At 38.9% G+C, this 13,567-nt stretch carries 8 protein-coding genes and 1 pseudogene; 8 read left to right on the top strand and 1 reads right to left on the bottom strand.

The annotated features are described in order from the left end of the window. Window positions 1-11 precede the first annotated feature (11 nt). Window positions 12-974 (bottom strand): ABC transporter substrate-binding protein, encoded by a 963-nt coding sequence (locus GQO39_RS01395; RefSeq protein ID WP_198039397.1) that lies wholly within the window; start codon window positions 972-974, stop codon window positions 12-14. 533 nt (window positions 975-1,507) lie between these two features. Between GQO39_RS01395 and gyrB the strand changes: the two genes are divergently transcribed. The 8 genes and pseudogenes from gyrB (at window position 1,508) to GQO39_RS01355 (ending at window position 13,186) form a co-directional block, all read left to right on the top strand. Then, a complete protein-coding gene (gyrB, locus tag GQO39_RS01390) occupies window positions 1,508-3,940 on the top strand; it encodes a DNA topoisomerase (ATP-hydrolyzing) subunit B (protein WP_156850633.1) in 2,433 nt (810 codons plus the stop codon). A gap of 121 nt (window positions 3,941-4,061) precedes the next feature. Further along, window positions 4,062-4,844, top strand: a complete 783-nt coding sequence (gene ubiE / locus GQO39_RS01385) for a bifunctional demethylmenaquinone methyltransferase/2-methoxy-6-polyprenyl-1,4-benzoquinol methylase UbiE (RefSeq protein ID WP_156850632.1) — start codon at window positions 4,062-4,064, stop codon at window positions 4,842-4,844. A 2-nt stretch (window positions 4,845-4,846) separates the two neighbouring features. Continuing rightward, window positions 4,847-6,433 (top strand): 2-polyprenylphenol 6-hydroxylase, encoded by a 1,587-nt coding sequence (gene ubiB, locus GQO39_RS01380; RefSeq protein ID WP_156850631.1) that lies wholly within the window; start codon window positions 4,847-4,849, stop codon window positions 6,431-6,433. A 69-nt stretch (window positions 6,434-6,502) separates the two neighbouring features. Next, complete coding sequence (coaBC, locus tag GQO39_RS01375) at window positions 6,503-7,900, top strand: bifunctional phosphopantothenoylcysteine decarboxylase/phosphopantothenate--cysteine ligase CoaBC (protein WP_156850630.1); 1,398 nt, start codon at window positions 6,503-6,505, stop codon at window positions 7,898-7,900. Between the two features lie 714 nt (window positions 7,901-8,614). Continuing rightward, a pseudogene (locus GQO39_RS01370) lies at window positions 8,615-9,333 on the top strand (sulfate transporter family protein). A 566-nt stretch (window positions 9,334-9,899) separates the two neighbouring features. Next, window positions 9,900-10,820, top strand: coding sequence for an acetyl-CoA carboxylase, carboxyltransferase subunit beta (accD, locus tag GQO39_RS01365; RefSeq protein WP_156850629.1), 921 nt, complete (start codon window positions 9,900-9,902; stop codon window positions 10,818-10,820). Window positions 10,821-10,824: 4 nt separating this feature from the next. Next, window positions 10,825-12,144, top strand: coding sequence for a bifunctional folylpolyglutamate synthase/dihydrofolate synthase (locus tag GQO39_RS01360; RefSeq protein WP_007552272.1), 1,320 nt, complete (start codon window positions 10,825-10,827; stop codon window positions 12,142-12,144). Between the two features lie 43 nt (window positions 12,145-12,187). Then, window positions 12,188-13,186: a complex I NDUFA9 subunit family protein gene (locus GQO39_RS01355; RefSeq protein WP_156850628.1), complete on the top strand. Its 999-nt coding sequence runs from the start codon at window positions 12,188-12,190 to the stop codon at window positions 13,184-13,186. Window positions 13,187-13,567: the final 381 nt, after the last annotated feature.

The following is a 13,567-nucleotide window of genomic DNA, read 5'->3' as shown; positions in this document are numbered from 1 at the left end:
GAAAGTATTCATCAATAAAAACTGATGGGAAAATAACGCAGATAAAGTTCTGCAAGCTTGCCATCATCTTCTAAAGATTTTAAAGCATAATTGAGTATATCAACCAATTTTTCGTTTTTTTTTGCAACAGCAAGACGCATTCCTTGCCCTAATAACTGTGGAGCCATATACGCTCCTCCAATAAAACGGCAGCAATTAATAGATTTTGCATCATTTAGCCATAAAGATAAAGCAAATCCGTCATCAAAAATAAGATCAATTCTATGGTCTTGTAGCGCTTTATAGAGCTCTTCCCTATTATTAAATCCCTGTCCTTTGGCTTTAGGAAAATAACTCTGAAACAGCTTTTCATGAGCACTGTTGAATAAAAATCCACTGTTTAAATGTGCTAGTCTATCGCTGATTGGCTCATCAAGCTTCACAAGTCGAGACGCAACAAATCGAGCCGGAAAGCGCAAATAAGACTTTGTAAAAAGAAGATCTTGACGTGTTTTGATTGTTTCTTTTAAACCAGCGATAATCACTTCTGCGCCACCATTTTTTACATGGTCCACGAGCTCTTTCCAAGGAACAACTTCTACCTCACAAAATTTTTCAAGCTCTAATTTCGAGCAAATAGCACGCAACAAATCAAGATTATAGCCTGCAAGATGTCCTGTTTTGTCAAGAAAGTTAAAAGGAGGAAAATCAAAAGTTGTTACAAAACGCAAACGAATTATATTCGTTGTATCAGGTTGTACAAAATGTTCATGCGAATCAAAAAAAGAAGGCAGTTCTTTAACCGTTTCAGCCTTTGCAAAAGAGGCAAATAAAAATCCCCATGCTACAAATAACGCTCCAATAAGAGTATTAAATATATTCTTGGGAAGAAAATTCTGTAAGCGCAGTTGAAGATGTTTTGCATATATAGATTTCTTTATGTTCAAAATCTTCACCTCATTTTGCAAAATTAAAATGCAACTCTTCTCAGACATAATATCTAACGCACTTAACTGAAATATCTGCTATTTTAATGAAGGAAAATTCTTAGTATTCTGTAAAACAGTTAAAAAACTTAACAGTTTTCATATATTTCCAGAATATATTGATAATACTAAAGCTTTAGCGCAAACTTATTCCAAATGAATTCTAAAAATACAAGAATCGATAAAACTAGCTTGACAGGTAATTTCATTCACTACAACAAAGGAAAGGGATAATATTCCAATTTTTGCATGAACTGTCACACTCAAGTAACTAAATTTTCTCCTAAAACATTAATACCTCGTAGAAGATAAACTTTATAAGATCGATTATTTGTGCCTTTGCCTCAAAATGCAGCGCAGTAATACACGTTGTTTATGTGTGCAAAAATCATTCTCTCTAATATGTGTGCTGACAGATGTTGAATATAAATCCGATATACGGTAAATATTTAACTGGTTATTCCATAAATAACTAGCCAGAACATTAAGCTTAGAAAAAGCTAATGAAATATTGCAAATCGAATACAGAAATGGATTAACTTATGAGTGATGAAATCACCTCACCGAAACAGAGTGATGACTACGGCGCCGCTTCCATCAAAGTTCTCAAAGGTCTTGATGCTGTACGGAAACGTCCTGGCATGTATATCGGTGATACCGATGATGGCTCAGGATTGCATCATATGGTCTATGAGGTCGTGGATAATGCTATCGATGAAGCTTTAGCTGGTCATGCTACTCTTGTAAACGTCACACTCCATGCTGATGGTTCTTGTTCTGTTCGCGATAATGGTCGTGGAATTCCAACAGATATCCATCCCACAGAAGGCATTTCAGCAGCTGAAGTTATCATGACCCAGCTTCATGCAGGTGGAAAATTTGATCAAAATTCTTACAAAGTCTCGGGTGGATTACACGGTGTTGGTGTTTCTGTTGTTAATGCTCTATCCGTTTGGTTGCGGATGCAAATCAGGCGCAATGGCAAAATTCATGAAATGTCGTTTACGCATGGAGTTGCCGATTCTCCCCTAAAAATTGTTGGTGATTGCGATGCAGAAAGTGGAACAGAAATCAGATTTTTGCCAAGCTCTGAAACCTTTACTATGGTTGAATTTGATTTTGAAACTTTGGAACGTCGCTTGCGCGAACTCGCTTTTTTAAATTCTGGTATACATATTCTTCTTGTTGACGAACGTCATGCTGATATTCAATCCATTGAATTGCACTATGATGGTGGATTAATTGAATTTGTCAAGTACATTGACCAAACGAAAAAATCGCTGCTTGACATTCCTATTTACATTACAAGTGAAAAGGATGGAATGAGCGTTGATGTTGCCCTATGGTGGAATGATTCCTACCATGAGAAAGTCTTGTGTTTTACAAATAATATTCCTCAACGTGATGGTGGAACCCATTTAATAGGCTTTCGTAGCGCTTTAACGCGTCAAATTAATGGTTATGCTGAATCTTCAGGCATTGCAAAAAAAGAAAAAGTTAACTTAACTGGTGATGACTGCCGTGAAGGACTCACAGCTATTCTTTCCGTCAAAGTTCCCGATCCCAAATTTTCTTCACAGACAAAGGATAAGTTGGTTTCTTCTGAAGTGCGCCCTATTGTTGAAAATTTGGTAAATGAAGGTCTTTCAGCATGGCTGGAAGAGCATCCTAATGAAGCGAAGCTTATCATCAGTAAAGTGGTAGAAGCTGCGACAGCCCGTGAAGCGGCACGCAAAGCACGTGAACTAACAAGACGAAAAGGAGCTCTTGATATCACTTCTCTGCCGGGAAAACTTGCCGATTGCCAAGAACGTGATCCAGCAAAATCTGAAATCTTTATTGTCGAGGGAGATTCGGCTGGAGGTTCAGCAAAAAGTGGACGTTCACGTCAAAATCAAGCAATTTTGCCCTTGCGTGGCAAAATTCTTAATGTAGAACGAGCACGTTTTGACCGAATGCTTTCATCTGATATGATCGGGACACTCATTACCGCCCTTGGTACCTCCATCGGTAAAGATGAATTTTCACCAGATAAATTGCGTTACCATAAAATCATCATTATGACAGATGCGGATGTTGATGGTGCGCATATCCGTACTCTCCTTCTCACCTTCTTTTTTAGACAAATGCCCGAATTGATTGAGCGCGGGCACCTTTATATTGCTCAACCCCCTCTTTATAAAGTATCGCGAGGAAAATCCTCTCAATATATCAAAAATGAAGCAGCATTCGAAGAATTTTTAATTGATACTGGACTGGAAGAAGCAACATTAGAATTGTCAACAGGCGAGATTTGTGCCGGTGCTGATTTGCGCAAACTTGCTGAAGATGCTCGCGCGTTCCGCCAACTTTTAAATGGTCTTCATACACGCTATGACCGCACAATTGTTGAACAAGCCGCTATTGCAGGAATTTTTAATTCTGAAGCCCTTTCAACACCAGAAAAAGCCCAAAAAACAGCAGATAAAGTGGCAAGCCGTCTTGATTTAATTGCTGATGATATGGAACGTGGTTGGAGTGGTTATAATGCATCAAATGGAGGGTTATGTTTTGAGCGCATTTTACGTGGAGTTAAAGAAATTATTACCCTTGATGCGGGACTTATTAATTCAGCGGATGCACGTCAAATTGATCGTGTCTCCCAAAATTTCATAGAAGTTTATAATTTTCCACCTCTCTTGCACCGTAAAGATAAGTCAGAGCGCATTTTTGGACCGATTAGCCTTTTAGAGAGTATTTTTATAAATGGTAAAAAAGGCATTACTCTCCAGCGTTATAAAGGCCTTGGAGAAATGAATGCTGAACAACTTTGGGAAACAACCCTTGATCCTGATGGTCGCTCTCTTTTACAAGTCAAAATCAATGATGCAACCGATGCCGATTCACTCTTTTCCCGTTTAATGGGGGATGAAGTTGAACCTCGACGGGCCTTTATTCAAGACAATGCTTTAAGCGTTGCCAATCTTGATATCTAAAGGTAGTTTTTTGTTTCTGGCTGTATAAACGTCACAGTTTTATATATTATTTTTTCGTATTTGAATATTTTTTATACTTCACTTCATTTACGATAAAAGAAAAATAAGGAAGGTCATGTATATGACAGCTGAAACAGAACGCTTAGGAGCCAAAAGTGGTATGGAGAACTCTTTTGGCTTTACAAGAGTTGATGCAGCACAAAAACAATCTATGGTTGATGGTGTGTTTCACTCTGTTGCTGAAAACTATGATAAGATGAATGATATCTTATCGTTAGGGCTACACCGTGTGTGGAAAAATTCTATGGTTGCATGGCTCTCTCCACCTGCACTTTCCAATTGGAAGGTTCTTGATGTCGCTGGCGGTACTGGTGATATCGCTTTTCGAATTCTTAATGCTTCACGCCAAAAAGCCCATGTTACAGTGCTTGATATTAACGGCTCAATGCTCAGTATCGGAAAAAAGCGCGCACAAAAAAATGGCCTCACCCCTCTGATTAATTTTGTTGAAGCCAACGCAGAACATCTGCCTTTTGAAGATCAAAGTTTTGATGCTTATACTATTGCCTTTGGAATTCGCAACGTGCCTCACATTGATAAAGCTCTTAGAGAAGCTTTTCGTGTTTTAAAACCGAGTGGGCGTTTCTTATGTTTAGAATTTTCAAATGTCGAGATGCCACTGCTTGACAAAATTTATGATCTTTGGTCTTTCCATGCTATCCCTAAGCTTGGTCAATTCATCGCAAATGATGGCGATGCTTATCGTTATTTAGTTGAATCTATTCGTAAATTTCCTAAGCAAGATGATTTTGCCCATATGATAAATCGTGCAGGATTTTCGCGAGTATCCTACCGTAATCTCACAGGTGCAATCGCAGCGTTGCATTCAGGTTGGAAAATTTAAAAATGGTGCAAATTTCCACTTACTTTCAGTTAATGCGTGCGGGATGGGTTTTAGCACGTGAAGGTGTTTTGAGTGCTCTGCCTCACGATGATCTTCGAGGATTTCCGGCATTATGTCATCATATAGCAGGTGTGATAGCACGCCGAAAAACAAAAAAAAAGCGGCGATCTGAAAATATTTCCGATGCCATCAATAGGCTTGGTCCCTCTTACATAAAACTTGGCCAATTTCTTGCTACCAGACCTGACATTGTTGGACGTGATATTGCAGAAGATTTGGCACAGCTACAAGATCGTGTCCAAACATTTTCTTGCACTGCTGCTATTGCACAAATTGAAAGTTCACTTGGTCGGTCTCTTGATGATTTATTTGTAAACTTTTATCCACCCATCGCTGCCGCTTCTATTGCCCAAGTCCATCCAGCTGAATACAATGATGGAACCGGTCATAAAAAAAAATGTGCTGTTAAAGTCATCCGCCCCAATATCAGGACGCGTTTTACTAAAGACCTTAGAAGCTTTTATCTCATTGCCCATTTACAAGAGCGTTATATACCAGCTTCTCGAAGGCTACGCCCTGTTTGTGTAGTTGACACTTTAGCACAAACCACACGTATTGAAATGGACCTACGGTTAGAAGCAGCGGCCATATCAGAAATGGCTGAGAATATTCAACGTGATACAGGATTTCGAGTTCCACAAATTGACTGGGAGCGAACAGGACGCAATGTTTTAACAATGGAATGGATTGATGGTATAAGAATATCCGAGATTTCTGCCCTCAAAGAGGCTGGTTTTAATTTAGAAGCGCTCGCAATTACGCTTATTCAATCTTTCCTTCGTCATACATTGCGTGATGGCTTTTTTCACGCTGATATGCACCCTGGTAATTTATTTGTAGACCCAAAAGGGTGTATTGTTGCTGTTGATTTGGGAATTACAGGACGGCTTGGAAAAAAAGAAAAGCATTTTCTTGCTGAAATCCTCTACGGCTTTATTACGCGTGATTACCATCGGGTAGCGCGTGCTCATTTTGAAGCAGGATATGTGCCTTCACATCACAATATTGAGAGCTTTGCTCAAGCCAATCGTGCCATTGGTGAACCAATTCACGGGCAATCAGCGCAAAGCATTTCCATGGCTAAGCTGCTCACCTTATTGTTTGAAGTCACTGAATTGTTTGATATGCAAACACGTCCTGAACTTTTACTGTTACAAAAGACTATGGTTGTCGTTGAAGGTGTCGCACGCACATTAGACCCTCATTTTAACATGTGGAAAGCTTCTGAACCGGTTGTCAGAGAATGGATTGGCAAAAATTTAGGACCCGTGGGGCTGGCAAAAGATTTTAGTGAAGGAGCACAATCACTCCTTTCACTGGCACGCAAAACACCGCAATTGATACAAAATTTCCAACGTATGGAAGAAGACCTCAACAACATGAGAAAAACAGGTCTTAATCTTTCTCCCACCACTCTTAAACAACTTGCTGTCGAACAAAGTCACACCAGCCGTTATGGCCGTTATAGTCTATTTATCATTGCGCTTTGTTGTGTTTGTCTCACTTTTTACCTTTTTCATCTTTTTTAATCTGCTTAATATGCTAAAAAATACTAATAATGAAATCATTGCAATCAATTCACTTCTTGGATGTATTTTATGGCTAGTATTACCATTCGTAATCTTTCACCCGAAGTTAAAGAATCTTTGCGCATACGTGCTGCAAAAAATGGTGTTTCTATGGAAGAGGAAGCCCGCCGCCTTTTAAGCAATCCTTCCACCCCAACTACATGCCTCTCTCAAGCAAGTGCTGCTGAAGAGCAATCATTGCAATCAAAATCACTTCTCCTTATTATTGGTGGTGGTATCGCAGCTTATAAAACACTTGATTTGATTCGCCGTTTGCAAGAACGGGGCGCGCACTTGAACATTATTATGACAAAAGCAGCGCAAAAATTCATTACCCCTTTAGCAGCTGAAGCTTTAAGCGGTCATACTGTGTATAGTGATTTGTTTTCACGCGAAGAAGAACATGATATTGGACATATCCGATTAGCACGTAATGCTGACCTCATTATTTTAGCGCCCGCTACAGCTAACCGCATTGCAAAAATAGCCAACGGCATAGGAGGTGATCTGGCTGATTGTGTGCTTTTAGCAGCACAATGCCCACTCTTGATTGCACCAGCTATGAATCCTACGATGTGGATACATCCAGCAACGGTTCGCAATGTTGCACAACTGCGCACAGATGGCATTCATATAGTCGGACCAGAAATTGGAAAAATGGCTGAACGCGATGAAACAGGCTGTGGACGCATGAGTGAACCCTTAACCATTGTAGCCGCAGTAGAGACTCTTTTGGATATGCAAGAAAAACCACTTGCTGGTCGCCATTTCATTGTTACTTCTGGCCCTACCCATGAACCAATTGATCCCGTACGTTACCTTGCTAATCGCTCTTCAGGCAAACAAGGTCATGCTATTGCGATAGCTCTTATGTATTTGGGTGCTAAAGTGACACTTATTTGTGGACCTGTTAATCTTGCCGATCCACAAGGGGTCAAAACCATTCATGTTGAAACAGCGCATCAAATGTTACAAGCCGTTCAGACCGCCTTACCTGCTGATGGCGCAGTTTTTGTTGCTGCCGTTTGCGACTGGCGAAGCCAAACGCAATCTTCACACAAGATCAAAAAGCATGCTTATCAAACACCACCATCCTTGCAGATGGTTGAAAATCCTGATATTTTAGCGACAATTGGACACGCTCAAAACCGTCCCCCACTGGTGATTGGTTTCGCTGCTGAAACCTGTGATATTATTGCAAATGCGCAAAAAAAATGTATCGAAAAAAGAGCAGATTTTATCCTTGCTAATGATATTTCTCTTCAAGCTGATGGCACAAGCGTTATGGGTTCTGATACAAATCAAGTTTATCTCGTTAGTAAAGAAAATGTTGAACAGTGGCCGCGTATGAGTAAACAACAAATAGCGCAAAAATTAGCAAAGATTATTGTGTCATTTTTCGGCACTCATACCCCTATTCATCAATAAGAGAAAGATGCCCTGTTTCAAATAAAAATTTTTCAGACATCAAATCATCAAATACTTAGAAAGTGCAACACAAAACAAAAATGAAACTCACTTATCAGATCAGGTGAAATATCCGTACGTATAATTCTCACTAAGAAAACAACCACCTTAACAATCCCTTTTTCTTGAAAGAGTGAAAATTTTTATGTATTTTGGTCTGTTTATAAAATAGTGGGATTGGTTGTTTTTATTGCTACCCGCGTGTGCTGTTCATTTTGTGAGCCTCGCGGAAAAATTCTATCGTGGTTTTCCACAATGCTTAACATCCTCCAAGCTCTAAAGGACAAAGACTCCTAACCACTACCTGCTTGTCATTAAGTTGGTTTTCTCAGACGATTTTCGTCTGCTGACCACTTATGTGATTGGTTTCATAAGCTCTTATGTATAATTCCCAACCTGAATATTCTGTACTGTTTTGTACCTCTATACGTGGTTGATCAAAAAAATGAACTCCGACATAAACAATTTTGCATTTTTAAATATACATGAATGCGCCTTACGCCGCACTGCAAAAAATGTTCTACAGCATTACAGATAAAAAATGCCATCTTTTGGCAATTTATCTCTCATCAACAAAATTATATGCTTTATAAAATTAAGTGCATATGTTGCATATGTAAAGTACTTTTCAATCTACTCTTGTTTTCACTTTTTTCTCTTATTTATTTAGTTGCTATGATTTTTACTGCTGCTTATCGCGCTTTACAACGTCTTCTTACCCCACAATATCGCACTATGATATTGAAAGCTTTAGGAATTACTGTTTTTGTGCTTATCATTCTATGGTTATGTGTGCACCAACTTTTTGTATCCTACTTTTGGCCTTGGATTGCTTATTTTTTTCCCGGTTTACCAAGTTGGGCAGGATGGTTGAGATTGGGCATGCTTATCATTTTTAATCTTGGCTTAGCTTTGCTGATGGCTTTTTTGATCGCTCCAATCACAGCTATGATTGGTGGTTTTTTATTGATTCTGCTGCTGAAATTATTGAAAAAGAAGATTATCCAAACGAGCCTATTGGACATTCTCTATTGTTTGGGCGTTCTCTCATTCTCTCCTTTAAATTTGTTATTTTAAGCCTTTTCGGTAATGGAATCGCTCTTCTTTTGTTTTTTGTGCCAGGTATCAATTTGATTGCCTTTTATGTTATTAACGGCTACTTGCTTGGCCGTGAATACTTTGTGTTTGCTGCTTACCGTTTTCGATCCGAACAAGAAGCGCATGCTTTTTTACACACCCATTACACAACAGTTTTTGGTGCAGGATTGTTGATTGCGCTTTTTGTTTCAATTCCCATTCTTAATTTAGCAACACCACTTTTCGCTGCCGCCTTTATGACGCACTTACACAAGATGCTTTCCCTCAAGATCACCGTATGCATCACACAAAAATAGTAGTACTTACTTAAAACCCAACAAAGTTCATGAGTAAAAAGAAGTATTGAACTTGCTTTGTACTTTTAAAAACAGCTCCCATTCTTCTCATCAGAGAAACTCCTTGAAAAAAATCTTTCTCAGGTGCTGGTATTTGTTAACATACACATTATCGTATTCGTTTGTTTTTATGGGTTATTATAGCCTTATTGGTATTCTATTATAAGGTTTCTTTGCTTCCAGGCACTTGGATTAACGGTTAATCGAATATTGGTTTTCATCAGAAGCAAATGAAGGATTCGCAGACCTATAGAGAAAGTGGATTTTGATATCAAAGCAAACAAACAAATAGTGTAAGTTATAAATCTGTTGAGAGGCTTTTTGTAAGGAGTACTCTTCATGCAAATAATTACCTGTGATATTGGAATAAAAAATTAAAAGACAATCAAGTTAGAGCTATACGTATACTGGTAAAAGTATTAAATAGATTTGTTTATTCAGATGGCAAAACGAGTCTGACTACTGAAGTCCTATATTTTTCAAATCGTGCAAAAAGTGCATAATGTTTAAGAAGAGAGGCTATAAAGATGAACTGGATTACAAATTATGTTCGTCCTAAAATTAACTCTATATTGGGGCGCCGTGAAATTCCAGAGAATCTATGGATTAAAGATCCTATCAGTGGCGAAATGGTCTTCCATAAAGATCTGGAAGTGAACCAATATGTAGTTCCTACTTCTGGATATCATATGCGCATCAGCGCTAAAAATCGTCTCATGCATTTTTTTGATGATGGCGTTTATACGCCTCTTGAAAATCCAAAAGTTGTAACAGACCCTTTAAAGTTTCGCGATGAAAAACGCTATATTGACCGGTTAAAAGATTATCGTTCTAAACTTGGTGTTGATGACAATATTTTAAGTGCACGAGGAACTATAGAGGGCTTACCGATTGTAGCGACCGTTCAGGACTTCGCCTTTATGGGTGGTTCTCTTGGCATGGCTTCAGGGGAAGCTATCATAAAAGCTTTTGATACCGCGATTGCTGAAAAACGCCCTTTAGTTCTTTTTGCTGCTTCTGGTGGTGCACGCATGCAAGAAGGAACACTTTCATTGATGCAAATGCCTCGTACAACCGTAGCCATTGAAATGATGAAAGATGCAAAACTCCCCTATATTGTGATTCTTACTAATCCAACCACCGGTGGTGTTACTGCTTCTTATGCCATGCTTGGTGATATTCACATTGCCGAACCCGGTGCTATGATCGGTTTTGCGGGACCACGTGTCATTCAACAAACCATACGTGAAACCTTACCAGAAGGTTTTCAAAGCAGTGAATATCTGCTCGAACATGGCATGATCGATATGGTTGTATCGCGTTTAGAAATGAAAGCGACCATTGCACGCCTTCTACGCTTGATGATGAAATATCCTGCTGCTGTTAACCCTTCCAATCCATCCTCAACAAATTCTCAAATATCGGTTTCTACAACAAAAGTAGCTTAAGTGCATGGAGAAAAGCCAAGTACAAAGGATGGTAGACGATTTACTGAAAAACTATCCAAAAAAATTTGATCTTTCTTTAGAACGTATTCTTCACCTTTTAGAACGTCTCGGTAATCCACATTTAAAGCTTGCACCTGTTATTCACATTGCTGGTACAAATGGCAAAGGATCTGCTTCAGCTATTTGTCGCGCTCTTCTGGAAAGCGCAGGCTACCGCGTTCATGTCTATAGTTCACCTCATCTGGTAAACTGGAATGAACGCTGTCGGCTAGGCCAAATAGGAGGTGGACAACTTGTCGCAGAGACCCAATTGGCTGAGACACTTCGTGAAGTTATAAAAGTGAATCGTGACAAACCGATTACTGTTTTTGAAATTTTTACAGCAGCTGCCTTTATGTTATTTAGCACATATCCAGCTGATGTAGTGATTCTAGAAGTTGGGTTAGGAGGGCGTTTTGATGCTACAAATGTGATTAATAAACCAGCCGTATCTCTTATTATGCCCATTGACTATGATCATGAGGCTTTTCTTGGAAAGACAATTGCACAAATCGCTTTTCAAAAAGGGGGAATTATCAAACCAGCTGTTCCAGTGGTTATCGGTAAGCAAGATCATGATGAAACGCTTTCACTTTTAACAACCCTTGCGGATAAAAATAAAGCACCTTATTTCCTGTTTGATCAAGATTATCAAAGCTACACAGAATATGGACGTATGGTATTTCAAAATAGTCAAGGTCTTATGGATCTACCACTTCCTAACCTTATCGGAGCTCACCAAATTGCTAATACGGGTGCCTCTCTTAAAGCAGTGTATCAAGCAGGTTTTCAACTTTCAGAACAAGCAATAAACCATGCTTTGCAAAATATTTACTGGCCAGCACGGATGCAACATCTCACCCATGGCAACTTGGTTGATCAGCTGTCCCCTAATATTGATGTATGGTTAGATGGTGGTCATAATCCCGCTGCTGGAAAAGTTGTTGCGGCAGAGTTTACTCAATGGAGAAAAAAAACAAATCGTCCTCTCATTATGATTGCTGGTATGCTCAATACTAAAGACGCTGTAGGTTATTTCCGTCCTCTAGCAAAACTCGTAGATAAAGTCTATACGATCCCATTAACTGACAACAACGCTAGTATTTGTCCAACGATTTTAGCTGAATCTGCACGGAAAGTAGGACTTTTTGCTACCCCTCAAGCTCATCTACAAGATGTCTTACATAAAATTAATTCAGAGCATAAAGATGCAATTGTCTTTATTGGTGGTTCCCTTTACCTTGCCGGCGATATTTTACGTGACAACAAAACACCACCATGTTAGGAGTTGATTATTCATAGAGCTTTGAAAGATTGACCTTTTAATCATGCAACTTGATTTTGCACTTTATCAACATCCTAAACTTATTACTGTTTTCGGCGGCTCTGGATTTGTGGGGCGGCATGTTGTTGAAACTTTAACCAAGCGGGGTTATCGCGTTCGCATTGCTGTTCGTTGTCCGCAAAAAGCTTATTACATGCTCCAAATAGGAGAAGTGGGACAAACCCAAATGCTTAAAACCGATATCAAGCATCGCGCCTCTGTTGCACGCGCATTGCTTGGAGCAGATGGTGCAGTGTTTCTTCCTGGTAGCTTAGCGCAAACAAATCAGTCAAACTTTCAAAAAATACAAACTGAAGGTACGCAAAATGTTTCTGAATTAGCAGCAAAAGCCGGCATTCCACTTATTTACATGTCAACACTTGTTGCCAATCAACGTGCTTCATGTCTTTATGCACGTGTCAAATTTATAGGTGAACAAATCGTTCAAAATAAGCATCCTCAAGCGATTATTATGCGCCCATCTGTTATCTTTGGACCAGAGGATTGTTTCTTTAATACCTTAGCAGACTTATCACGTTTTTTACCAATCATGCCCCTTTTTGGTGGTGGACAAAGTAAATTGCAACCCGTGTATGTAGGTGATATCGCGGAATTTGTTGTACGCGCTTTAGAGGAGCATGTTACCTTTGGAAAAATCTATGATCTTGGTGGCCCACAAATTATGACATTCCAAAATGTCCTTGAAAGTATATTTAAAATTATTCATCGCAAAAAGACAACTCTACCCATGCCTCTTTTTACCGGACTGTTGATTGGAAATCTTTTGGGAATTATCGGTAAATTACCCTTCGTGCCCACATTGTTAACGGCCGATCAAATACGTTTTCTACAAATAGATAATGTTGTCTCTCAAGCAGCGATAGAAAACGGATACACTTTAGAGGGAGTAGGAATTGTCCCCAGAGCAATGGCTGCACTCTTACCTAGTTATCTCTGGCGATTTCGTCCACATGGCCAATTTTCCAAAAATTTTCCAGCTTAGTGTATATGCCTAAAATTATTTAATATATTGATTTATAATGATAATTTATTGTTTTTCTATACTGAAATGTGTACACCGAAGATAATTAATATTTTCTCGAATCATCGCTTTCTGAATCAGAAAAAACACTCACTTGTATACATAACAAGAAAAAGCCAAGACTAAATATGCACGCTATAAAACCGCCTTAATACAGGAGCAAATGCGACAGAGGAAGTCAAAAATATGATAATAGTTCTGGCTTGTTATTTTACAAGTATAAGTTAAAAGAGATGATATCCAATGCATTTTGCATTATACCATTATGGGTAGTGCTAAAAAATGAAATCAAGAGCAATGAGATATGTTTCTTTAAAACAAATACGCGAATGAACAGCACAA

Source organism: Bartonella refiksaydamii, from assembly GCF_902652675.1.
In the GTDB taxonomy this organism is placed as follows: domain Bacteria; phylum Pseudomonadota; class Alphaproteobacteria; order Rhizobiales; family Rhizobiaceae; genus Bartonella; species Bartonella refiksaydamii.
The sequence above is the reverse complement of the archived record's forward strand: the minus strand, read 5'-3'. Positions and strand labels throughout refer to the sequence as shown.